This window comes from Eremococcus coleocola DSM 15696, from assembly GCF_000428865.1.
GTDB classification, from domain to species: Bacteria; Bacillota; Bacilli; order Lactobacillales; family Aerococcaceae; genus Eremococcus; species Eremococcus coleocola.
The window spans coordinates 76,344-99,583 of record NZ_AUAT01000006.1; the positions used below are offsets into that span (position 1 = coordinate 76,344).

Annotated in this window: 23 protein-coding genes and 1 pseudogene; 9 read left to right on the plus strand and 15 right to left on the minus strand. The window is 41.9% G+C overall.

The annotated features are described in order from the left end of the window. Window positions 1–139 precede the first annotated feature (139 nt). Complete coding sequence (locus tag G396_RS0102325) at window positions 140–682, minus strand: hypothetical protein (RefSeq protein WP_028124929.1); 543 nt, start codon at window positions 680–682, stop codon at window positions 140–142. A 141-nt stretch (window positions 683–823) separates the two neighbouring features. Here G396_RS0102325 and G396_RS0102330 point away from each other — a divergent pair, with 141 nt between their 5' ends. The 3 genes from G396_RS0102330 to pcp all read left to right on the plus strand — a co-directional run bounded on the left by G396_RS0102330 (window position 824) and on the right by pcp (window position 3,232). Continuing rightward, entirely contained in the window at window positions 824–1,552 is a 729-nt protein-coding gene (locus G396_RS0102330) for a DUF969 domain-containing protein (protein WP_006418288.1), read from the plus strand. Then, window positions 1,552–2,523, plus strand: coding sequence for a DUF979 domain-containing protein (locus G396_RS0102335; protein WP_006418147.1), 972 nt, complete (start codon window positions 1,552–1,554; stop codon window positions 2,521–2,523). The genes G396_RS0102330 and G396_RS0102335 overlap by 1 nt, the downstream gene beginning before the upstream one ends. A gap of 61 nt (window positions 2,524–2,584) precedes the next feature. Beyond that, window positions 2,585–3,232 (plus strand): pyroglutamyl-peptidase I, encoded by a 648-nt coding sequence (pcp, locus tag G396_RS0102340; protein WP_006418282.1) that lies wholly within the window; start codon window positions 2,585–2,587, stop codon window positions 3,230–3,232. Between the two features lie 365 nt (window positions 3,233–3,597). On the opposite strand, the gene G396_RS0102345 is transcribed toward pcp, so the two are convergent. Both G396_RS0102345 and G396_RS09930 read right to left on the minus strand, forming a co-directional pair. Further along, the gene (locus G396_RS0102345; protein WP_028124931.1) at window positions 3,598–5,775 is read right to left on the minus strand and encodes a Tex family protein; all 2,178 of its coding nucleotides are present in this window, start codon (window positions 5,773–5,775) and stop codon (window positions 3,598–3,600) included. Window positions 5,776–5,839: 64 nt separating this feature from the next. Beyond that, the gene (locus tag G396_RS09930) at window positions 5,840–6,670 is read right to left on the minus strand and encodes a metallophosphoesterase family protein (protein ID WP_006418531.1); all 831 of its coding nucleotides are present in this window, start codon (window positions 6,668–6,670) and stop codon (window positions 5,840–5,842) included. A gap of 178 nt (window positions 6,671–6,848) precedes the next feature. On the opposite strand from G396_RS09930, the gene G396_RS0102355 reads away from it, so the two are divergent. Next, the gene (locus tag G396_RS0102355; RefSeq protein WP_028124932.1) at window positions 6,849–8,306 is read left to right on the plus strand and encodes an NCS2 family permease; all 1,458 of its coding nucleotides are present in this window, start codon (window positions 6,849–6,851) and stop codon (window positions 8,304–8,306) included. A 161-nt stretch (window positions 8,307–8,467) separates the two neighbouring features. Here G396_RS0102355 and G396_RS0102360 read toward each other — a convergent pair whose 3' ends face one another. The 4 genes from G396_RS0102360 to G396_RS0102375 are packed head-to-tail and all read right to left on the minus strand — an operon-like array spanning window position 8,468 to window position 11,052. After that, window positions 8,468–9,229 (minus strand): ABC transporter permease subunit, encoded by a 762-nt coding sequence (locus tag G396_RS0102360; RefSeq protein WP_028124933.1) that lies wholly within the window; start codon window positions 9,227–9,229, stop codon window positions 8,468–8,470. Then, a complete protein-coding gene (locus tag G396_RS0102365) occupies window positions 9,226–10,125 on the minus strand; it encodes an ABC transporter ATP-binding protein (RefSeq protein WP_028124934.1) in 900 nt (299 codons plus the stop codon). The genes G396_RS0102360 and G396_RS0102365 overlap by 4 nt, the downstream gene beginning before the upstream one ends. Beyond that, the gene (locus tag G396_RS0102370) at window positions 10,125–10,328 is read right to left on the minus strand and encodes a PLDc N-terminal domain-containing protein (protein WP_006418379.1); all 204 of its coding nucleotides are present in this window, start codon (window positions 10,326–10,328) and stop codon (window positions 10,125–10,127) included. Before G396_RS0102370 ends, G396_RS0102365 begins: the two co-directional genes overlap by 1 nt. After that, a complete protein-coding gene (locus G396_RS0102375) occupies window positions 10,312–11,052 on the minus strand; it encodes a MerR family transcriptional regulator (protein WP_028124935.1) in 741 nt (246 codons plus the stop codon). Before G396_RS0102375 ends, G396_RS0102370 begins: the two co-directional genes overlap by 17 nt. Window positions 11,053–11,316: 264 nt before the next feature. Between G396_RS0102375 and G396_RS0102380 the strand changes: the two genes are divergently transcribed. From G396_RS0102380 to G396_RS0102405, 5 genes are all read left to right on the plus strand, one after another. Further along, window positions 11,317–12,861 (plus strand): ABC-F family ATP-binding cassette domain-containing protein, encoded by a 1,545-nt coding sequence (locus G396_RS0102380; protein ID WP_028124936.1) that lies wholly within the window; start codon window positions 11,317–11,319, stop codon window positions 12,859–12,861. 319 nt (window positions 12,862–13,180) lie between these two features. After that, window positions 13,181–13,867, plus strand: coding sequence for a LexA family transcriptional regulator (locus G396_RS0102390; RefSeq protein ID WP_006418566.1), 687 nt, complete (start codon window positions 13,181–13,183; stop codon window positions 13,865–13,867). Then, a complete protein-coding gene (locus G396_RS0102395; RefSeq protein WP_028124937.1) occupies window positions 13,867–15,282 on the plus strand; it encodes a Y-family DNA polymerase in 1,416 nt (471 codons plus the stop codon). Before G396_RS0102390 ends, G396_RS0102395 begins: the two co-directional genes overlap by 1 nt. After that, window positions 15,279–15,668, plus strand: a complete 390-nt coding sequence (locus tag G396_RS0102400; protein ID WP_006418335.1) for a hypothetical protein — start codon at window positions 15,279–15,281, stop codon at window positions 15,666–15,668. The genes G396_RS0102395 and G396_RS0102400 overlap by 4 nt, the downstream gene beginning before the upstream one ends. After that, entirely contained in the window at window positions 15,655–15,954 is a 300-nt protein-coding gene (locus tag G396_RS0102405) for a DUF5960 family protein (protein WP_006418527.1), read from the plus strand. The genes G396_RS0102400 and G396_RS0102405 overlap by 14 nt, the downstream gene beginning before the upstream one ends. A gap of 89 nt (window positions 15,955–16,043) precedes the next feature. Here G396_RS0102405 and G396_RS0102410 read toward each other — a convergent pair whose 3' ends face one another. The 8 genes and pseudogenes from G396_RS0102410 to G396_RS09945 form a co-directional block, all read right to left on the minus strand. Continuing rightward, window positions 16,044–16,673, minus strand: coding sequence for an ABC transporter permease (locus G396_RS0102410; RefSeq protein WP_006418559.1), 630 nt, complete (start codon window positions 16,671–16,673; stop codon window positions 16,044–16,046). Beyond that, a complete protein-coding gene (locus G396_RS0102415) occupies window positions 16,670–17,443 on the minus strand; it encodes an ABC transporter ATP-binding protein (RefSeq protein WP_028124938.1) in 774 nt (257 codons plus the stop codon). The genes G396_RS0102410 and G396_RS0102415 overlap by 4 nt, the downstream gene beginning before the upstream one ends. Window positions 17,444–17,551: 108 nt before the next feature. After that, the gene (locus G396_RS11575) at window positions 17,552–18,433 is read right to left on the minus strand and encodes a glycine betaine ABC transporter substrate-binding protein (protein ID WP_006418408.1); all 882 of its coding nucleotides are present in this window, start codon (window positions 18,431–18,433) and stop codon (window positions 17,552–17,554) included. After that, window positions 18,430–19,059: an ABC transporter permease gene (locus G396_RS11580; RefSeq protein ID WP_006418142.1), complete on the minus strand. Its 630-nt coding sequence runs from the start codon at window positions 19,057–19,059 to the stop codon at window positions 18,430–18,432. Before G396_RS11580 ends, G396_RS11575 begins: the two co-directional genes overlap by 4 nt. A 69-nt stretch (window positions 19,060–19,128) precedes the next feature. Next, complete coding sequence (locus G396_RS0102435; protein WP_028124939.1) at window positions 19,129–19,569, minus strand: MarR family winged helix-turn-helix transcriptional regulator; 441 nt, start codon at window positions 19,567–19,569, stop codon at window positions 19,129–19,131. A 159-nt stretch (window positions 19,570–19,728) separates the two neighbouring features. Then, window positions 19,729–21,209: pseudogene (locus G396_RS09935) on the minus strand (C69 family dipeptidase). Between the two features lie 243 nt (window positions 21,210–21,452). Next, the gene (locus G396_RS10865) at window positions 21,453–22,823 is read right to left on the minus strand and encodes a polysaccharide deacetylase family protein (RefSeq protein WP_051221069.1); all 1,371 of its coding nucleotides are present in this window, start codon (window positions 22,821–22,823) and stop codon (window positions 21,453–21,455) included. A gap of 171 nt (window positions 22,824–22,994) precedes the next feature. Beyond that, window positions 22,995–23,240: LysM peptidoglycan-binding domain-containing protein (locus tag G396_RS09945; RefSeq protein WP_155857391.1), on the minus strand; the 246-nt coding region annotated here is incomplete at its 5' end.

The window sequence follows — 23,240 nt, forward strand, 5'->3', positions numbered from 1 at the left end:
TTAGTCAAAAAAAAACAAAATTAAGTTTTTATTGCGTTAACTATTAATCAATAATTTCGATAAATATTTATAAGTGTAATTTTTAATTATTTAAAAATATAAATAGGATATCATATTATTGAATACAAAGACAATCACCTTATTTCATCTTATATTTCCGGATAAGATTGTGAAATATCTTATTTAAATCTTCTTTTGATTTTGAGGTATCAAATTGGACAAATCCTAAATCAGCCGGTGCTAACCATTTATCCCAACCTACTGATTCAAGAGCAATGTGATTATCATAAGCCTGCCAAGCACTCAGATTATAATCCATATCATCAATTAAAATATTTAACGCTTGATTCCAGTCAGGAAAGACTCGATGCATATACTCCACTTTTGAAATACTTTCCGGAGGAAAATACCAAGCTTGCTCAGGTAATTCCGGCAACCATGTGTTTAACCAGACCTTTTTTTCATCTGTAATGGAGGGTTTCTTGTCAAATATTGCTGATAAAATATAAACCTCCACTTCAATTTCATGATGGATTAAATCTTTAATAAAATTTAATAAATTAATTTCGGGAGGAACATTTTCAAAATAATGTGGCGCAAAAATATCAATACCCACTTCCCGACCCTGGTATTGTACCAGGGTGCCATCCATATAGACAAAGAGACGAATTTTCTTTAACATAAGTACTCCTTATATCTACCAATTTTTTTCTATTTTAAAATACCATATTTGATATAAAATGCATAATTTAACTATTTTATGATAAAATGTAAGTGAAATTATATGCCTATTTTGGCAAAAAAATATAAAGGAGGTTACACAATGGAGTATATTAAACTCATTGGTGTACTTATTATTGTCGTTGGTTTTATCCTGAAACTAGACACGATTGCGACCGTTTTGATTGCTGGTCTGGTAACAGCCCTCGTGTCAGGAATTTCGATTACAGAATTTCTAGAGATGTTAGGATCAACCTTCGTGTCTCAACGCTATGTTTCGATTTTTTTCCTAACCCTACCGATGATTGGGTTAGCAGAAGCATACGGACTTAAGGTTCAGGCGGTACGTTTAATCGAACGAATGAAGGGCTTATCCATGGGGGTCTTCTATTCAGCCTACTTTGTTATCCGTTTAATCTGTGGCTTGATGAATATCCGCTTAGGTGGTCATCCATCCTTCGTACGACCAATTGTTGAACCTATGGGTGAAGCAGCGCTGAATGCTGCCATTAATCCTGATAAAGTTCAAGATACCAATCAAACTCAAACCACGCCAGTTAATAATTTGAGTGAAAAAGATTTAGACACCGTTAAAGGTTTAGCCGCCGCTAATGAAAACTTTGGTAATTTCTATGGTCAAAATATGTTTGCGGGATCTGCCGGAGTACTTTTAATTGCGGCTACCATGTCTGAATTAGGTTATGATGTCAGCCCGGCCGCTGTAGCCCTAGCCGCCATTCCAATCGGGATTATCTCAGGATTTGTAGGTTCTGCCTATAACTTTTCTATTGATAAAGCCCTACAAGCTAAGTATAAAGGAGGCAAAAAATAATGAAATCATTAGTCTTATTAAGCTTTCTTAGTGACTGGGATGCCGTTCTAGGTGGTCAAGTCGAAAATATCCTCGAAGTTATCAACATTGTTATCGGTATTTTCTTATTATATGTTGCTTACCGAACTTTCAACGACCAAAGCAATCCTGTTCGTATCGGTACTTCTGCTTTCTGGGGTATCCTAGGTGTCCTTTTCCTTGGTGGAACTTATTTACCCCCATTAGTTTCTGGAATTCTCGTTTTTTCCTTAGGAATCCTCACCCTCTTGAAACAAGTTAAAATCGGTACAGTTAAGATTACCAGTGATGAAACAGCTGAAAAACGAGCCAATAAATTAGGCTCTTCTGTCTTCTGGCCGGTACTAGCCTTAGGGATTACTTCCCTTATCTTCTCAACCCTCTTCCCTTCTATTGGGAAAATCGTGCTTGGTTTCGGGGCCATTGCTTCCTTAATCTTAACCATGATTATTTTACAACCACGTGGCGGCGAATACTTAGATGAAACCGACCGGATGGTCCAACAAGTCGGCACCACCGGTATTCTACCTCAAATCTTAGCCGCCCTGGGTGCCACCTTTACGGCCGCCGGTGTGGGTGATGTCATTGCTTCTATGATTGGAGGCGTGATTCCTGAAGGTCATAAGTTATTCGGGGTTATTGCTTATGTTTTAGGTATGGTCATTTTCACCATGATTATGGGGAATGCTTTTGCGGCCTTCGCTGTAATTACCGCAGGGATTGGGATTCCCTTCGTCTTAAATTTAGGTGCCGACCCAGTTGTCGTTGGGACTCTAGCTCTAACTGCCGGATATTGTGGTACCCTCTTAACTCCAATGGCTGGTAATTTTAATGCCCTACCAGCTGCCTTACTGGAAATGAAAGACGAATACGGAGTTATCAAACAACAAGCCCTAGTCGCTTTGGTTATGATCGTAGCTCATATTGTATTGATGTATTTCTGGGCCTTCTAAGTGAGCCTATCACTTCAAAAAAATTATCAGATTGTTACAATAAAAATAAGGAGTGGATATAATGAAAATTTTAGTTACAGGTTTTGATCCTTTTGACAAAGAACCCATTAACCCAGCCATTGAAGCAGTCAAGTTATTACCAGATACCATCGCCGGTGCGGAAATCATTAAATTAGAAATTCCTACTGTTTTCCATAAATCTGCTGATGTAGTTGCTGAAAAAATGCGGGAAGTTCAACCCGATGTGGTCTTAAACATTGGCCAAGCTGGCGGTCGTACTGGCCTTACCCCTGAACGGGTTGCCATAAACCAAGATGATGCTCGGATTGAAGACAATGAAGGAAACCAACCCGTGGATGTTCCGATTCAAGAAGATGGCCAACCTGCCTACTTCTCTAAATTGCCAATCAAAGCCATGGTTGAAGCCATTCATGAAGCTGGTTTACCCGCAGCGGTTTCAAATACTGCCGGTACCTTTGTCTGCAACCATATTATGTATCAGACTTTATACTTAGTTGATAAAGAATTTCCTGATGTCAAAGCTGGTTTCATGCATATTCCATTCATGAGCCAACAAGTAGTGGACAAACCTAACCAAGCCTCAATGTCACTTCAAGACATGGCTAAAGGGATTGAAGCTGCCATCACCGCCATTGTTGAATACAATGACAAGGATGATTTAAAGGTCACCGGTGGAGCTACCCACTAAGTCCTTTTGAAAAATCATTAATCAAACCATCAAAAAATACCCCTCCTAGTTGGACCGTCTTCTGCTTACTGGCGTAAGCTCCAGACTTTTCTGGCAATACTTAGACTAAGCGCTCAAGCGCCAAGTCTAAGTTATGAGCTAGAAATCCTTTAAACTAGGAGGGCATTTTTGATGTTTGTATTTTTTCTTCACATCATTGAGTTAGAAAATGGTGCGAATATCTTTCTCTTCACACCACTGAGTTAGAAAGGAAACTGAGTTCACTCAGCTACTGGGGCCCTAAGTCGCTTTGCTCCCAGTGCCCCAGCACGATCCCACTATAACGTATTCGCTTTTTTAGTGATACTACTAATAATTACTAATTCTTATTTAACCCGTTTCAAGCCAATCCGTTGTTTTTGCAAGTCGAGTTCCACGACTTCAACCTCAAGAATATCTCCAACTGAGACTACATCCGACGGATGCTTGATAAACTTCTTAGACAGACGTGAAATATGGACTAAACCATCTTGCTTAACTCCAATATCAACGAAAGCACCAAAGTCAACCACATTCCGGACTACTCCTTGTAACTGCATACCAATTTCCAAGTCTTCCATGGTCATAACATCATCCCGTAAAATTGGTGCGGGTTGGCCATCCCGAATATCTGCCTTAGGATTTTTCAAGCCTTCAAGGATGTCTTTACTGGTTTCTAAACCAATATCATACTGGTCAGCGAGTGTTTGAGCGTCTAGCTTATCTAAGCTAGCAACAGATTCTTCATTGCCTAAATCAGCCAAGGCAAGACCTTGGTCCGCTAAAATTTGTTCAGCAATCGCGTAAGATTCCGGGTGAATGGAAGTTTGGTCCAGTGGATTTACCCCACCTAAGATTCGGAGGAAACCAACGGCTTGCTCAAATGTCTTAGGTCCTAAGCGTTTTACGTCCTTAATTTGGTCACGATTAGTAAAAGCCCCTAACTCATCCCGCAAGGCAATCAAATTATTGGCGGTTGCGGCGGTTAAACCAGACACATGTTCTAATAACTGTTTAGACGCGGTATTAACATCCACTCCAACCTGGTTAACGGTAATGTTGACCACGAAGTCTAAGGCTTCGGTTAATTCTTTTTGGGCCACATCATGTTGGTATTGACCCACGCCCATGGACTTAGGATCAATTTTGATTAACTCAGCCAATGGATCTTGCAAACGACGGGCAATGGAAACCGCAGACCGTTCTTCCACTTGGAAGTCTGGGAATTCTTCCCGGGCAATCTTAGAAGCTGAATAGACAGAAGCCCCTGCTTCATTAACCACAATAAATTGGGTGGCTAGATTATTATTTTTGATCGTCTGGCTGACAAATTGTTCAGATTCCCGCGAGGCTGTTCCGTTACCAATAGCAATCACATCTACCTGATATTGCTGAATGAGGTCTAGTAATTGACCTTCAGCTTGAGCGCGTTTGGCTTCGGAAGCGGGCTTATGCGGATAAATAACTGACTTAGTCAAAACCCGTCCGGTTTCATTAATAATAGCTAACTTACAACCAGTCCGGTAAGCTGGGTCAAAGCCCATCACAATCTTACCTTTAAGTGGTTGTTGTAAGAGTAAATGCCGCAGATTATCACCGAAAACCTCAATGGCTTGACTATCCGCAACTTGGGTCAATTCATTCCGGATTTCCCGCTCGATACTTGGCCCGATAAAACGCCGGTAAGCATCTTGGATTGCATCAGCCACAAAAGCGGTTTTCTCTTCATTTAAGTCTTTCGGAACATAGTGACGCAACATATAGTTTAAGACAGGTTCTTCTTCAGCTTGAATTTTGACTGTCAAAACACCTTCTTTTTCAGCCCGATTAAGGGCTAAGACTCGGTGAGGCAAAACTGCACTGACTTTTTCACTGTAATCATAATAAGTTTGATAAACCCCTTGAGGGTCGTCTTCCTGGCTTTTGACGCTTGAAACTAAGAGGCCATTATACCGAGTATATTTCCGGATGAATTCCCGGAAGTTGGCCCGGTCGGACACATCTTGAGCTAGGATTTCATGGGCACCTGCTAGAGCTGCTTCAGGCGATTCAACGTCTTCTGTCACAAATTGACCAGCATAACTTACAAGATCGCCCTGGTCAGTTTGGGGTTTAAGGATATAGTCCGCTAAAGGCTGTAAACCTTGTTCTATCGCAATCATAGCCTTGGTCCGACGTTTTTGCTTATAAGGCCGGTAAATGTCTTCTAAGGTTTGTAATTTAGTCGCCTTAGCAATTTCTTTTTGCAAGTCTTCCGTTAACTTACCTTGTTCATCAATCAAACGAATTATTTCATCTTTACGGTCAAAAAGTTGAGTTGCATAATGGTGGGCTTGTTCAATATCATGGATTTGAACTTCATCGAGGGAGCCAGTGACCTCTTTCCGGTAGCGGGCAATAAAGGGAATGGTATTCCCTTCACCTAAAAGGTCCAAAACGGCCTTGACTTGACTGGCTTTAATTTGAGTGGCGGCCGCTACTTCTTTGATAAATGTTTGAGTTTGTTCTGGGCTATATTCTGTCATAGGTCTCCTTCTTTTCTGATCTGATTGTCACGTCAATCGACACGGTTGGGCACTCATTAAATACCTATTGAGCCGACGAACGAGTATCCCTTGCTGATTCAACCGGGTCTAGTTTGTCATTCGTGGTTGTTTCTTGGCCTTTCTTTTTACCTTTAAAAGTCTGGGTAGCTGGATTGACTACTTGGTCTTTGGTTGAGATGGTAAAAGAGTCAATGACTTCTTCCCGATTAATTTTAAGGCCAATTAACTTCTCACCGTAGACTGCTCCACCATCAATACCAATCTTACCATCATCGGCGAACCAAATTCCGCCCCCTTTTTGTAAGAGAATGGTCGGGGTGTGGCCAAAAATAATGGTTTTTCCGGTATTATTCGGTTCATAATGGAAACCATCCCGGATCCATAAGAAATCATGTTGACTCGACTGTCGCCAATTATCCAGGGTTAAGTTCACCCCAGCATGGGCAATGATAAAGTCACCAAACTCAATATAATAAGTTAAATGGTCGAGCCATGGCCGCAACCAAGGATAATAACGATCGACTTGGGTTACATAGTTAGCAGCCCGCTGACTAAAGACCGCATCTTCATTAAGCTTCAATAATTGGCTTAGAGTTGTGGTGCCATGATTCGCAAAATAAACCGGCCACTTTTGCTCAGGATCTTTCAAATAATCCAGAAACATCTGTTCATGGTTCCCCCGCAAAGCATGGACGGACGGATCTTGGCTTAATTCATAAACACGTTTTAGAACTTGACGGGCATTAGGACCACGGTCAATATAATCGCCAACAAAAATCAGCTCTTCTTGAGCCGGGTTCCAGTGGCCTAACATGTCTTCTAGGGCCTGATCCATACCGTGGATATCCCCAATAATAAAGGCTTTGTTCTTCATAAAAGTGTCAATCTCCTCTTAGCAATACTGCTTCTAATTATAGCATAAGTTTAAAGATTTTCTGGAAATAATTTTTTCCGAACATTATTTTTTAAATTTAAAAATTAGTTTGTCTTTATCTGGTTTTAATGCTATACTTGATCCATCAAATTATTTGGAGGGAATCTTTTTGGACGCAATCAAATCTTTCTTTAAAATTGAAGAAAATGGCACTAGCATTTCGACAGAAGTCTATGCTGGGATAACCACTTTCTTGGCCATGTCTTATATTATTTTCGTGAACCCTGCTCTTTTATCTTTATCCGGCATGCCAAGTCAAGCAGTTTTCTTAGCTACCATTTTTGCTTCAGCTATCTCTACTGTTTTTATTGGTGTTTTTGCTAATGTACCTTACGCTCTAGCCCCAGGTATGGGACTGAACGCCTTCTTCACCTATACTGTTGTTTTTGGTTTAGGTTTTACTTGGCAAGAAGCCTTATCCATGGTTTTCATCTGTGGTCTTTTCAACGTCTTAATTACTGTAACTAAGATCCGTAAATTGTTGATTACTGCTATTCCAGAAATGTTACAACATGCCATTTCTGGTGGGATTGGGATTTTCATTGGTTATTTAGGAATAAAAAATGCGGGTTTACTTCAATTTACTTCTGAAGCACCCAACATCTTATCGATCAATGGTGGCGATCCTTTAGCCACTGAATTCGCCGACGGCGTAAATACTGTTGTGACGAATGGTTCTGCCCTTCCTGCCTTAGTTAATTTCACTCAACCCGGTGTCTTAATCGCTTTATTCGGTTTATTCTTAACCATTATCTTAATGTTACGCAATACTAAGGGTGCCATCCTAATCGGTATCTTAGCTGCTACTATTTTAAGTATCCTTACGGGTGTGACTGACTTATCAGTCATTGACTTCAATCAAAATTCTTTAGGGTCTGCCTTTGAAGAATTCGGTCAAACCTTTGGTGTGATCTTTACTTCAGCTGGTCTCCCTGCCTTATTCGCCGATGCTAGCCGGATTCCTTTAGTCATCATGACAATTTTTGCCTTCTCACTTTCAGACGTCTTCGATACAGTTGGTACTTTCATCGGTACCGGACGTCGGACTGGTATCTTCTCTGACGAAGACGAAGAAGCCCTTGAAAATGGTTCAGGTTTCTCTTCTAAAATGGATAAAGCCTTATTCGGTGACTCTGTCGGTACGATCTTTGGTGCTATCTTCGGCACTTCTAATACCACTACTTATGTTGAATCTGCTGCTGGTATTGGTGCGGGTGGTCGGACTGGCTTAACCTCTGTTGTAACTGCTATCTGCTTTATCGTCGCCATGTTCTTATCACCAGTGATTGGTATCGTCCCTTCACAAGCCACTGCCCCAGCCTTAATTATCGTAGGTATCTTAATGGTATCTTCTCTCCGTGAAATTGCTTGGGATAATTTTGAAGATGCTGTGCCAGCCTTCTTCACTTCCGTCTTCATGGGCTTTGTTTACTCAATCTCTAACGGTATTGCTGCTGGTTTCATTACATACGGTTTAGTTAAAATTGTCAAAGGTAAAGCCAAAGAAATCCACCCAATCCTTTGGATTTCTATGTTACTCTTCATTTTGAACTACATCGTAATGGCATTTATCTAATCGAATTCAAAAATGAGCCTCTGCCGTTGCGGCAGAGGTTTTTTGTGTGGCGTGAGTTTGGATAGACTTGTGACGACTTTTGACTCAACTCATCCTAAAAGAAAAATTTACCTGACTTAGCTGGGGTCACCCTAATTGATTACTCCCGCTTTAAATACACACTACAAACGCCGCCGATTGAAAACCGGAATCGCAAGCACAAGCAGAACAAGGCCCATAATCAAAGTAACAATTACCGGAGTAATTAAATCGTCGGTAGCTAATTGCTTTGTAATCAGCTGTGACCCTTGACTCAGCAGTAGAGGTGAGAATTTTTTAAACTTAGGCCACAAAGATAAAAGATAAATCAAGCCAAAAGAAAGCCCCGTCCCTAACAAAGCACTGGTACTGGTCTTGACGACAACTGAAAAGAAAACAAAGAAAGTAATGACTAAAAGCCCTAAGAGCCAGACCCCCAAGGCAGCTGAAAAGATATGGAGTACGGTTGCATTATCCCAATAATAATCACTATAAATATAGGTTAATCCGAAACTTAAGAGCAAGCCCAAGGTCCAAGCGGTGACTAAAACCACTAATTTAGCCAGCACAATCTTATAACGGGACAAGCCTTTAGTCACACTAATAATCAAAGTACCCACGGCATATTCCTTACTGAAAATATCCCCTTCTACCAACAAGAAAATAATCAAAACCAGGAACCAATTTTTGAAGAATTGGAGCCAAGCATCCAGCGCCGTAATCTTCATGGCATGAATTTCTAAACCAGAGCTGGCCAGCGAATCCTTAGCTAATTCCAAGAGTTTGGGAGTTAATTTGGCCGTCGCGGGATTTAAAATACCAAACAGCATAAATACAATGACTAGGATAACAAATTGACCATTGCGGATGTGGGATAAAATCTCTTTTTTCAAAAAAGCACTCATAATGACACCACCTGCATGAAAAGATCTTCTAGATTCATGGCCTGCTTTTCAATTTTTACGAAGGGGATTTGCTTTTCAGCCAAATAGGTTAACAGGCGAAATTCGGATAAATCCTGTTGGTTAAATTCTAGAAAGTTGCCACCCAAATCCTTAAGTCCGGGGAAGGTAGCCATCAAATGAGCTTTATCTGCTGACGCTATTAATTCCACTTGGAAGCTATGATGTTGATAGGCTATTTTAAGATCTGCTAAAGACCCCTTAAGAACAATTTTGCCCTCATCTAAGACCGCAAGGTCGGTACAAATGCGTTCAATATCCGAAAGAATATGGGTAGAAAATAAAACAGTTGTTTCACCCTTGATTCCTCTCAAAATATCCAAGATTTCTTTACGACCCAAAGGATCGAGGGCAGAACTCGGCTCATCACAAATCAATAATTTAGGCTGATTTAATAAGGCCTGAGCAATCCCCAGCCGTTGCTTCATCCCCCGCGAATACCCTTTAATCCGGTGACTTTCCTGGCCTAAACCAACCAAATCTAATAAGTATTTACTCCGTTGTTTAATATCATACTTGGATAAACCTGTAATTTCACCGCAAAAATTCAAATATTCACTTGCTGTCATAAAGCTATAAAATTTAGGAACATCCGGTAAATATCCGATAAAACGATTACTAGCCGTTTGACCATAAATCACTGGCTCCCCCGCCACTTTTATTTGACCGCGGTCTGCTTTAAGAAGACCTAGAATCAGTTTCATGGTGGTCGTTTTACCTGCTCCGTTCTTACCAATAAAGCCAAAAACACTATGTTCTGGCACGGACAAAGAAATATCATCGAGAATGATTTTTTCACCAAAAGCCTTATGAATATTACTTAATTCTAAAATATCCATTAGGCATCTTCCTTACCAAAGACTAAATATAAAATCGGACCGACAAAATTCATTAAGATGATACTAACCATTAACCAAAGCGTACGACTGCCTTGTTTATAGTGCGAATGGGTCATAATATGATGGATGACATAGAATAACAAACTAAATTGGACAATGATCAAAGGAATCAATAAGGGTAGGTATTCATGGATGTCTTTCATCTTGCTCTTCCTTTCGGTAAATTTCGACACAAAAACCTTGGTGATGACAATGAGGACAGGTTAGCTGGCGCATAGTTGGAGTATGTGAAGCCCAAAACACTTGTTTAAAACTTGGTTTGAAGACTTCATGACAATTAGGACAAATATAGGCAGTCGATTTAAAATAATAACGGGAAATGATAATACCATAAGGGACTGCTACGGCTAACCATATCAGCACATAGCCCCAGTTTCCATGAGCGAGTCCTTCATATAAAGCAAACCACTGCAAGAGAGTGACCGGAATACCTGTCATGAGAATAACCCACCGCATTTGACTTAATTCTTTTTTTGATGCCATAATCCTTGAGATATCTCCAATTTTTTCTAGCGAAGCTTCACTCCCTTTATCAAGCTGACTCTTTAATTGCTTGATTTTGTTTAATTTTTCATGGATATCTAGCAGCTGAGCGTGTAAATCTTTACTTTGCTCTTCAAGCACTAAATCAATCACATGCCCTGCATCTTCTTCTTTAAGTAATGACTCAATCGCTTTGAGTGACAGACCTAGCTCACGGAGGAAACAGATAAGTTTTAATTGCTTCACATCCGCTTCGGAATATAAACGTCTGCCGCCCTCACTTAGGGTAGTGGGGCTTAAAATTCCCCGCTTGTCATAGTATTGCACCGTCCGCACCGTTACCTGACAAATTTTTGCAATTTCTCCACTGGTATAAGTTGCCATTTCCTGGTTTCCTCCTTTAATTACCCATATTTTACAATATGACCTTAGGTCACAAGCAATACCTTCCACTCAATTTTCTATTTATTTTTTCAACTTTACAATAATTATCATAATTTATTAAAAATAATTTGGTTTCAAAGATAAAAACTATCCTCCTGGATAGATGATAGACTGAAATTGTATTTTTGGTCTAAAACTTTTTTAACCTTCATTCAGCAAAATAATTTGTTATAATAAAACAAATTCAATCAAAAGGAGCACACCATGAGTTTATTAGACGTATCCAATTTAACCCACGGTTTTGGTGACCGTGCTATTTTTGAAGATGTATCCTTCCGCCTGCTTAAGGGCGAACATATCGGTCTGGTTGGGGCCAATGGCGAAGGAAAATCCACCTTTATGAACATTGTCACCGGCAAACTCCAACCCGACGAAGGAAAAATTGAATGGGCCAAACGGGTCAAGGTCGGCTATCTAGACCAACATACGGTACTTAAGCCAGGTATGACCGTCCGAGACGTGCTCCGCATGGCTTTTGACGACCTTTTTAAAGACGAAGCCCGCATCAATGAAATCTACATGCAAATGGGGGACGCCGACGATCAAACTATGGCCGACCTGATGGAAGAAGTCGGCGACCTGCAAGAAGGCCTAGAAGTCCATGATTTCTATAGTTTGGATGCTAAAATCGACGAAGTCGCTCAAGCCTTAGGTGTGACCGATTTCGGCATGGATTCCGATGTCACCGCCCTATCTGGGGGACAACGAACTAAAATCTTATTAGCCAAACTCCTCTTAGAAAAACCCGACATCCTCTTATTAGACGAACCGACTAACTATTTGGATGCCGAACATATCGAATGGCTGAAACGTTACCTACAAAATTACGATAATGCCTTTATCCTTATTTCCCATGATATTCCATTCCTTAACCAAGTAGTCAACCTGATTTATCATGTAGACAACCTCCACATTGATCGCTATGCCGGTGACTACGACCAATTCCAAGAAGTCTATGCCATGAAGCAAGCCCAATTGGAAGCCGCCTATAACCGCCAACAAAAGGAAATCGCCGACCTTAAAGACTTTGTGAACCGTAACAAGGCCCGGGTAGCCACCCGGAATATGGCCATGTCCCGCCAGAAAAAATTAGATAAGATGGATATCATTGAACTCAAGGGGGAGAAACCGAAGCCTAAATTCAATTTCAAATCAGCTCGGACCCCAGGCCGCTTTATCTTTCAAGCAGAAGGCTTAGAAATTGGGTATGATTTTCCTTTAACTAAACCCTTGAACCTGGTTTTTGAACGTAACCAAAAAATTGCTATTATTGGGGCCAACGGGATTGGTAAAACTACCCTCTTGAAATCCTTAATGGGCTTGATTCCTGCCTTAGGTGGTCAAGTTGAACAAGGTGACTACTTAGAAATTGGTTACTTTGAACAAGAAACCGCTTCTGGTAACCGGCAGACACCCTTAGAAGCCGTTTGGGATACCTTCCCAGGCCTTAACCAAGCCGAAGTCCGGGCGGCCTTAGCCCAAGTTGGCCTGACTGCCAAGCACATCGACAGCCAAATCCAAGTCCTTTCCGGGGGTGAACAAGCCAAGGTCCGCTTCTGCCTCTTGATGAACCAAGAACACAATGTTTTGGTACTGGACGAACCGACCAACCACTTAGACCCCGACGCCAAAGACTCGCTCAAGACTGCCCTCCAAGATTATAAGGGCTCTATCTTGATGGTCTGCCACGAACCCGACTTTTATGAAGGCTGGGTTGATGACATCTGGGACTTCAACCAATTGCTTTAATTAATCATGTGGCTCCCCGGATTGCGGGGAGCTTTTCTTACTATATTATGATGTTAAGCCTGACTGGCTATGGCGCCAGGTCAGGCTTTTTCCTTTATTTGATCAAGGGATTTGAGACTGATTTTGGGGTAGGGTTACCAAGATTCTAATCTTGGTAACTTTTCCTAGCCAAGAATTGCGAAGAATGAATTTTTGACAACTTTTCCCAACCAAGACTTGCGAAGAAAAATTTCTTAGCAACTCACTCCTCCTGCTTGAATCCCACCCAAAATCGTGCTACACTTTTGTTAGTTTATAAACTAACAAAAGGAGTGATTTTATGTTTTCCGGAGACCAATTAAAGCGCCGCCGCCAAGAACGCCAACTGAGTCAAGCTGACCTAGCCCGGCAACTGAACATTGCTCGGTCATCCTACTATAACTGGGAAACCGGCAAAACCCAGCCCAACCAAGCTAACCTAGAACACCTAGCCAAACTATTACTCGTCACCCCTGACTACTTTGACCAAGACTATCGTCTTCTCCACCCCTACCACCAACTCCAATCCGCTCGTCAAGACCAGGTCGTCGACTTTACTGACCAACTATTAGAAGAGCAAAAACGGGCCCAAGCTCCCAAAATTGCCGCCCTTTTTGCCTACAAAGTCTACGAAAAACTATCAGCCGGGACTGGTTATGGTTACTTTGAAGACCGGTCTTACGATACCGTCTTCCATACTGAGAAAATCGACCACGACCTAGCTTCCTGGGTATATGGTGATTCCATGGAGCCCCTCTACCTCAATGGATCGGTGGCCTTGATCAAGGATACCGGTTTTGATTATGATGGTGGGATTTACGCCGTCGACTGGGACGGTCAGACCTACCTTAAACGGGTCTACCGCGAAGCCGAAGGCCTCCGCCTAGTCTCCCTCAACCAAAAATACCAAGATAAATTCGCCCCTTATAGTGAAGAACCCCGCATCATTGGCAAACTAGTGGGCAACTTCATGCCCGTCGTTAACTAATGGGTCTTATTGACTATAGTCGCGAACCCCGGTCAGACATCGCCTTTGTGGACATGAAGTCTTTCTATGCCAGTGTAGAATGTGTCCAACGAGGCTTAAACCCTCTTACGACCAGCCTCTGTGTTATGAGCCGGTCGGATAATTCTAAAGGCCTGATTCTGGCGGCCTCTCCTACTTTTAAAAAAGTCTTTGGCCGCGATAATGTCAGCCGGTCTTATGACCTGCCCTTTAATATCCACACCCGGCGCTTTAATTTCTACCGGGCTAAACAAGCTGGCCTAGCGATTGATCCAGACTATATTCATTTTATTGAAAGTTGGGCTCGGCGGACTCTGATTGTTCCACCCCGCATGGGACTTTATATCGAACAAAATATAGCCATCCAAAAAATCTTCCAAAACTATGCGCCTAAAGAAGATATCCTACCTTATTCTATTGATGAAGGCTTTATTGACCTCACCCATTCACTCACTTATTTTGCCGGCCGTCCTAGCCAAGACCGCCGCCAAGACTTGGACGATTTGGCCGACCAAATCCAACACCAAATCTGGCAAGAAACGGGGATTTATTCGACCATCGGATTGTCGAATGCTAACCCACTTTTGGCCAAGCTAGCCCTGGATAACGAAGCTAAAAAAACTCCCACCATGCGGGCCAACTGGTCCTATGAAGATGTAGAAAGCAAAGTTTGGGCCATCCCCAAGATGACTGACTTTTGGGGCATTGGTCACCGGATGGAGACCCAGCTTAATAAACTCGGAATCCGTTCCATTAAGGACTTAGCCAATGCGAATCCTGACTTACTCAAGAAAGAACTCGGCGTCATCGGTTTGCAATTATTTTTCCACGCCAATGGGGTCGATGAAAGCAAGGTCCGCCAACCCTACCAACCCAAAAGTAAAGGACTTGGCAATTCACAAGTTCTCCCTAAGGATTACTACCGCCAAGAAGATATTGAATTGGTCTTGGCCGAAATGGCCGAACAGGTAGCAATCCGCCTGCGCAAACGCCGAAAGCAAACCGCCTGTGTGGCCATCTATGTGGGCTTTAGCCGGGACTGTGACCACCGCCCCATTTCTTGCCAGATAACCATTGATCCCACCCAGCACACAGGAACTTTAATCCAGCACGTCCTCTATCTCTTTCGCCGCCACTACCAAGGAGGGCCGGTCCGTAATATCGGCGTCCGCTATGATAAGCTGATTGACCAAGATATCGTATATTACTCCCTCTTTGATGACCCGGTCCAAGCAGACCACCAGCAAAAATTAGACCACACCATTGATCAAATTCGCACCCGCTTTGGCTTTATCGCGGTCCAAAAAGCCTCAGCCCTCAAAGAAAATTCCCGCAGCATTGCCCGGTCTAAATTAATCGGCGGCCATTCCGCTGGGGGATTGGATGGCTTGGTATGACGGTTGACCGGTCTTACTTACCCTACCCATCGGCCCGCCACTACCAGGACCGCAAGATGGCCAAATGGATGGGCTTTTTCCTATCGGAACACCAAACTGCCCTGGCTAAGCATGCCCACCCTCAAAACCTACCCGATAAACTAGCTTGGGATCAAATCTTACTCTACCTCGGTCAAGCTTATAGCCAACAGCTTCCTATCCAAATTGACTACTTAAGCTCTGTCCACGGTCAAAAAGAAGCCGTCCTCGCCCATAGCCAAGGCAAGGTCCTTAGCTTAAGTGCTGACCGGGTAGACCTTACAGGACCCCATACTTTTAAGAGTATTCCCTTAGAACAAATTATCGATTTACACATGATTGAGGAGGAGGATTATGACCCAAAATAAAGTTGACCAAGCTAGCCTACAATTTGACTACTTTAGCCAAAATTACCGTCAATTCCAAGAAGACTTTTATACCTATTCCCGCATCCCCCTACCCCTCACCTTTATGCGGGATGACCTCTTGCTGAACATGGCCAATGGCCAGCGTAATTATTTCAAACTCAATGCCCAAAATGCCCAAGATAACCATGACCATTATTTTCACTTTACCCTCCATACCCAAAAGCAAAGTCCTTATATCAGGACTTATAAGTATGTCGGCCATACTCTTGAATTTCCCACAAACTAACTCCGAAAACCCTAAGTACACAAAAACAGCCAAGTAAGTCATTGCCCTCCTTAAAGGATAAACAATGGCCAACTTGGCTGTTTATTACATTAAAAATAAGGATGAACTTTCTTCAATACACCATACAAGAGATTCCAAAATATATTAACCAACAAACACAAAATCACCGTTAAAAGCGTACCCCAGACCAACTTGATTAAATCCATGGTCCGCAAGCCTTCAAACAAAATCTTACCTAAGCCACCGCCATTAATCACTGCAGCCATGGTGGCGATTCCCACTGTAGAAGTGGTGGAAATTTTCAAACCGGTCACAATCGTAGGCATGGCTAAAGGAATTTGGACCCGATGCAAGACTTGGCGCTGGGTCATCCCCATGGCATCAGCCACTTCCAAGACTCTGTCATCTACCTGATCTAAGCCCAATAAAATATTCCGTACTAAAATATATTGGACATAGACGACTAAAACAATTATAGCGGTTGTCTTCCCTAAACCGGTCACCGGTATCAATAAGGCAAAGACTGCTAAAGAAGGAATGGCATAAATAACGGATAATAGGTAAATTGAACCATTCCGCAAATTGGGCCAGCGTCGAATCAAGGCAACCAAGGCCAAGGAAAACAACAAAGCAAACATCATAGCTAAGCTCACCAACTGCACATGCTCAACAAAAGCTTGGATTAATTTATCTGAAGATTTTTTCCAGTATTCCATCATGATAATTCACTCCATAAACGACTTTGTTGCTTGACTGTATCCATCAAAGCCGCCACAAAGGGTGTGGCCGGTGCTTGGATAATGGCTTGTGGCCGGTCAAATTGACATAATTGCCCTTGGTCCATAATCATGACCCGGTCACCTAAGGTGAAGGCCTCCATAATATCATGAGTCACCAAAACAAAGGTCTTGTCATCAAATTGTTGTTGAATTTCCTTTAATTCGGTCTGCATGGAAGACCGGGTGATGGCATCAATGGCACCAAAGGGCTCATCTAATAACATCACCTTGGGATTGGCTGCCAAGGCTCGGGCCACACCTACTCTTTGCTGTTGGCCGCCGGACAATTCCTTGGGATAACGGTCGCGGTAATCCGCTGCGGGCAAATGAACTAAGTCAAGGACTTGGTCCACCCGGGCCTTAATTTGACCTTTGGTCCAACCCAACAGTTCTGGCACCACTGCAATATTGCCAGCCACAGTAAGATGGGGGAAAAGCCCCACTTCTTGGACCACATAGCCCATTTGCCGTCTTAAGTCCGTGACATCCTGACTTTTAATATCTTGGCCGTTGAAACGAATGGTTCCTGAATCTGCCTCAATGAGGCGGTTAATCATTTTTAAGGTAGTGGTTTTACCCGACCCTGACGTGCCCAAGACCGTGATAAATTCACCCGAGAAGATATCAAAGGACAGGTCACGTACGGCCTGAGTCTTCCCTTGGGGGAAATTTTTATTAACATGGTCAAATTGAATCATTGGTGCTTGCATGTATTTACTCCTTTAAGCTGAAGGTGACTTGATTGATGCGGTGAAGCTGACAAAAATCAGCAAGACTCAGTCCGGATTTTTGCCTAGAAAGCCTAAGGCCGAGTCAATCTACTTAAGTGATTGATAGAATTCTTTAGCGACATCTTCATAGTCTTGACCATCCACATCCACTTTGGCATTCAATTCAATCATGGTCTTAGTATCGAGCTTGGCTGACAGTTTATTAATAATATCTGCCACATCTTGATGGTCCTTTAAGAAATCTTGACGAATCACTGGGGCCAAATTATAAGGTGGCCAGAAGGCTTTGTCGTCCTCTAAAACCACATATTGGTCACTGTTCACTAATTGTCCTTCCGTCGTATAGGCCGGTGCTAAATCAGCTTCATTTGAGGCCAAAACTTGGTATTTCAAACTATTATCATAGATGGTAGATGATTTAAAAGCGAAGTCACCGTAAGTTTGGGCTAAACCAAGTAAACCATCTTCCCGTTGGTCAAATTCCCCTTGGGAGGCAAAACGCACGTCTTTGGCCTTAGCTTGAAGGTCAGAAATAGTCTTAATACCTAATTTATCGGCACTTTCCTTACGCATCACTAACCCCTGGCTGTCAGAAGCAGGTGAATAATCTAACCAAGTTAATTTAAATTGCTTTTCATACTCGGCTTTAACCATATCGTAAACCTTTTGTGGATCAGTTTCTAAATGTAATTTCAAAATAGATAAAAGCGCAGTCCCAGTATATTCAGGGTACAAGTCAATTTCATCGTTAACAATAGAAGTATGGATGACCGAAGAGGCAATCGAAGAAACTCGGTCAACCTTATAGCCTTGATCTTCCAGGGCTAGGGCATAAATTTCCCCAACAATTAAAGATTCGGTAAAATCTTTAGATCCCACGCGAATACTTTTATCCGCCGCTAAAGCGCGACCAGGCAATAAGGCTAAGAGACTAACTAAAACTAAAATAGACATAAGAACTTTTTTCATGATTTTTCACTCACTTTCACTAAATAATCCATCAGTATCAAAGAAAACAAGGATAGGATGGCCACCGAACCACCACCAATAACTAAAAGGTCCATCCGGTAAAGGCCTAGACCGGTAACAATCAAAGAACCCAAACCACCGGCACCAATATAGGTAGCCAAGGTGGCTGAAGCAATGATTTCGACCAAGGCTAATTTAATCCCCGTTAAAATATGAGGTAAAGCCAAAGGCAAGGTCACCCGTTTAAATAATTGACCACTCGACATGCCCATAGCCAGACCGGTTTCTTTTAATACCGCCGGCACTTCCATAAAACCTAGGGTCATATTCATAATTAAGGGTGGCAGGGCTAGAAAAACTAAGGCCAGCAAGGCAGGCGTCCGGCCAACGCCCAAAAAAGGAATCATAATAAAGAGGACCGCCAAGGAAGGAATGACCCTTAGGCCTTGAGCCAGAAAGAAAATCATTTGCCGACTTAATTGATGACGACTAGCCCAATAGGCCAAGGAAAAAGCTAGGATAAATGCTGCTCCTAAAGCTGTCAGGCTTAATCCAATGTGTTGGCCCACATAGAGCCAATACATTGAACTATTACTTTGAAAATATGTAATCATATCATTGAGCATGGCTGATCTCCTCGACTAAATTTGTTTTTTCTATTTCTACTCGCATCAAAATTATCCTTAATTTTTCCATCAATAATCTTTCTGAGCCAAATTATGTTGAATCCGTTGTAAATAAGCTTCAAATTCTTTAATTTCAGCCGGCAAAAAACCTTGATAAAAAACCTGATCCAACTCTTCTGATATATGCAAGGCAATTTCTTCCTGCTGACGACCCAAGTCTGTTAGGAAAAAGACTTTTTTACGTTGGTCTTGGGCGTGAGCCCGGCAATCAACCAAGCCTAGGGATTCTAATTTTTTTAACATAATGGATGCGGTGTTGGTGGCTAACCCAGTAGCTAAAGCCAAGTCTGTGCCAGTTTGGTCCCCTTTTTCATAGAGGACAGCTAACAATTTATTTTGCTCCGCTGTAAATAAGATATCTTTTTCTTGAGACAGTAGCTTGTTATAAAGCCGGCCATTTAATAATTTGATGTTATGAATGATATAACCGCCATTTTGTAGTTGCGACATAGAATCCTCCCCTTTCACTAACTTTTTAATCTAAATAAAATTAGTTCTATTTAGATAGATTATAGTTCTATATAGACACAAAGTCAATTTACTTGCTCACAAAAAATCAGCCACCTTCTTTCATAAGAAAGTGACTGATTTTTTATCGAATAATTCGTTTTAACCATCTGAACGATGGAAAGAATTTTGCATGCGGTTAGAAGCAAGGAAGAGGATTTGATCTAATAATTTGTCCGTTGCAGCCTTAGCTAGATCCGCCATGGCCTGGTTGGCTTCTTTGCATAGGTCTACTACCGCCTTATTCTCAACATAAAGACCATCAAATTTGTGTAGATGGGCGTGGCCTTGAGCCTGTAAATTCAATTGATAACGCTCAATTAAAGGTAGGGCCTTTTGATAGTGGGGATCGGCTAGGGCCGCGATTAAGCGATTAGCCCAATAAAAGTTATCCGTACGAATCATTTGGTTAGTCTGGCTAAGATAAGATGGCATGGTCTTAACATTGGCATAAAATGGAATTAAGGCATTAAAAGGATTAGAACCAAAAGCTAACCATTCGATGGCTTGAATGGCAGGAGCGACATAAGGACGAATTTGAATCAAACCAAGCACATTATTCCGATTAATCCCAATCGGCCGATACGGCTTAGAACTTTTTTTATCATAGACATCATAAGGAGTGCCTTGATAGTGGTTAGACAGAATGGTTTTTACATCCTCAATCGTAATCTTACGGTCAGGGACCAAAGCCCAAGGAATATTATCTGAATCAGGGCCAAAATCAGCTTGAGGACCATCCCAGGCATAAGATTTTCCATTAAAATATCGACCCATGACCCAAGCTCGTGGCGTATTATAAACATGGTCAGCATCACTTTGACTACCAAAAGCCCAGCGGGGATTGAAGTCGCCTTCTTGACCTAAGTCTAAATGATGATCCTGAATAAAATCCTTTAAATCTGCTGAACATAAGTGATTATTTTGAGCGCCGAAAGCATCTTCTAAGTCAAACTGGTCAATACCTAACTGGTTAGGCATCATGACATAAGCATCGTCGGGAACCCGCTTAGCAATCCAATGGTGCCCCCCACAGTTTCTAGCCACCAAATTTCGTGTTTATCTTGGAAGGCAATCCCGTTCATTTCATAAGTTCCAAATTCCTCTAGGAGACCACCTAAGCGCACCACCCCTTGACGGGCTGATTTAATATAAGGGAGAACCAGGGTGACAAAGTCTTCTTCGCCAATGCCACCAACTTGTTCAGGGACATAATCCGCTTGTCCTGGCTGACCTTGACTCGCATGGTATTCAACCAAGGGGTCAGCCCCTAAGACGCGGGCATTTGAAGTAATCGTTTCGGTAGCAGACATGGCCACATTGGCTTGGTTGACCCCAAAAGCACCATAGATACCATCTTTACCCAAGGCATCCGGTGTCACCGTATAGGTCATAGGGTTATCTGGTAGGTCAATTTTCACATGGGATAATACGGATTGATAGTGTCGTGGCTGGTCTTGTGCTAGGACCACCGTTTTCTTTTTCTCAATAAAAGAACCGGCGCCAGAGTCCTCATTCCGTGCCACCATCGTGGACCCATCATAAGAAGCTCCTTTACCGATTAAGATTGTTGTACATGCCATTTGCTTATCCCCCTTTTTAATGTGACTCTATTATAGGCGGGTCGACAGCAAATTGCAAAAATTGGTGTTGAAGTGCGCGCGTTTCTAAGGAATAATCACTGCGCACACCTGCTTCCAGTATCTTGAAAGTAGAACTTTTCTGAGGTATTTCATGCGAGTTTTTCAAAAACTGGAACTTTTCTGGTCCTTTTCATAAAAGTCTTCATAACCTAAACCTTAGATTTACCATTTACCCGCCCTTAATTAATAACAAAAATCAAATTCTAATTCAGTTGGATCAACAAACTTATAATGGCGTTCAACCAAAGCGGGAACAAACATACCTAGCGCATCAATTGAAGCTTGATGACTATCATGGAAAAGTACCAACATATCATCCGAAAGTTGCGACATAATCTGATCATAAATTGGTTGGCCCTCAGCGAACTTCCAATCCATGGTGTCTGTATTCCAGGTAATGGAGGTCAAATCAGGGATTAACTGGTAAACCCGTTTGCCCCCAGATCCATAAGGCATCCGATAATAACGCGGCGTCACCCCGGTCACTTTTTGGATAATCGCTTGAGTCTTATTAATTTGGTCTAAGACAGCTTGGTCAGAAATCTTAGCAAAGTCTGGATGGTCATACGAATGGTTGCCGATTTCATGACCCGCCTTAGCTACCCGTTGTGCAATGTCTGGATAAAGTTCAACCGACCGTCCCACCATAAAGAAGGTTGCCTTAACATGGTATTTATCCAGAATTGCTAGAGCCTGATCGGTGGTATCTAGGGCAGGACCATCATCGAAGGTCAAAGCGATTTTCGGACGAATATCTAGATCAGTATCATTCATCTTCTGGGCTGCATAATCAATATCAAATATATCAAGTATTTCATCTTTAGTGAAAACCTTTCTTTGATGTTCTTTAGCTAGCTTATCAATGAATTGATCCAAGAATTGATAAAATTCAGTCTGGTCTTGGTCAACTTGAGGATGGTGGGCTACCTTTTTTAACGACAGATTAAAGTTCACAGCCGTCTGAACAATTTCTTTTACTTGCGACCGGTCAAAGTCTCGATACTTTTCTAACTTAGCCAAGGCTTGATTCAGTCCGATGATAGTCTGCCAGTCCGCCTGGGCTTGTCTCTTTGCCTGATCTAATAGCTCAGTCATAGCATCCGAGTTTGACCAAGCAAAATCTTGGTCTAAAAGCGCCACTTGCTCAGAACTTAAATCTGCTTTAAATTTCGCCTGACCTTCTCTCAATTGAGTGAGGTTGGGTTTTTGGTAAAGTGAAAATAGGTCCGCTTGAATCTTAAACTTTGCTTTGCCTTGGTCCAAGATTCTTTGCCATTGATATCTAGGTTCACCTACCAAACGCTTAACCGCACCTTGAGCCCGTTTAAGATCACCAGAATCTAGCTTTTCATTTAAAAAAACAAAGTCCTTATCCTGATAAAGCTGAGCAATTAAAGCTTCAGCATGGTTGAGTCGATAACTGGTATTAAACGGCACAAAATGAAAAAGCAAGACTAAACAGACCAGGGTAAGCAAGGTTAAAACGAAGTGCTCACGTCTAATTAACCTTTTTAGCTTGTTTGAACTTGCTTGTCTGTTTAAATCTTGCATCATGGCTCTATCTCCTTATTAAATCCCAGCTTCTCCTTCCTTATATTTTACCAAAATAAACCGCAATATCTATTAAATTTTTTATAAATTGGAGCAATTTATCTCAATAAAACTAGGTAAAAACCAAGGAAAGTCTTCATGCATATTCTTTACTCACAATTTATGATGATAAGCCTAAGGAATAATAAGTATTTGACCAGGGAAAATTAAATTTGATGTTAAATTATTTGCTTGCTTCAGCGCATCGAGACTAATCCCAAATTTACGCGCTATATTATAAAGATTATCGCCGGACTTAACGGTATACTGTTTTTCCGGACTTGGATCGGGATCTGGTTCTGGTTCCGGATCTGGGTATTCTTTTGCCGGATCTGGAATAATGAGCACGTCACCTATCTGGATAAAGTTTGAAGTTAACCC